This window comes from Stenotrophomonas maltophilia group sp. Smal17, assembly GCF_030237045.1.
Classification (GTDB): domain Bacteria; phylum Pseudomonadota; class Gammaproteobacteria; order Xanthomonadales; family Xanthomonadaceae; genus Stenotrophomonas; species Stenotrophomonas forensis.
In genome coordinates, this window is record NZ_JASJSU010000188.1 from 1 (window position 1) to 650 (window position 650).

Here is a 650-nt window from a genome sequence, read left to right on the forward strand (position 1 = left end):
AGTCGTAACAAGGTAGCCGTATCGGAAGGTGCGGCTGGATCACCTCCTTTTGAGCAAAGACAGCATCGTCCTGTCGGGCGTCTTCACAAAGTACCTGCATTCAGAGAATCATGTCGGCCAGGCCGATGTGAGAGTCCCTTTTGGGGCCTTAGCTCAGCTGGGAGAGCACCTGCTTTGCAAGCAGGGGGTCGTCGGTTCGATCCCGACAGGCTCCACCATGTTCGAGTTTGTTCCGGAAAGTGTATTTCCGGGTCTGTAGCTCAGGTGGTTAGAGCGCACCCCTGATAAGGGTGAGGTCGGTAGTTCGAGTCTACCCAGACCCACCATTCTCTGAATGACGCATACATTCGATCTTTATACGCATCAGCACTGTGGCTGGTACGTGTTCTTTTAAAACTTGTGACGTAGCGAGCGTTTGAGATGTTCTATCAGACGTGTCGTGAGGCTAAGGCGAGAGACGGAAGTCTCTTTATTGATTGAGTCGTTATATTCGTATCCGGGCTTTGTACCCCCGGGTCACATATATAACCCAAGGCAACTTGCGGTTATATGGTCAAGCGAATAAGCGCACACGGTGGATGCCTTGGCGGTCAGAGGCGATGAAGGACGTGGCAGCCTGCGAAAAGTATCGGGGAGCTGGCAACAAGCTT

2 tRNA genes and 2 rRNA genes are annotated in these 650 nt (G+C 52.5%); all 4 read left to right on the forward strand.

Annotated features, from left to right (window positions below):
• Positions 1–50, forward strand: a 16S ribosomal RNA gene (locus QRO93_RS21500); the annotation flags it as partial.
• Between the two features lie 92 nt (positions 51–142).
• A tRNA-Ala gene (locus QRO93_RS21505) sits at positions 143–218 on the forward strand.
• A gap of 31 nt (positions 219–249) precedes the next feature.
• A tRNA-Ile gene (locus tag QRO93_RS21510) sits at positions 250–326 on the forward strand.
• 225 nt (positions 327–551) lie between these two features.
• Positions 552–650, forward strand: a 23S ribosomal RNA gene (locus tag QRO93_RS21515); the annotation flags it as partial.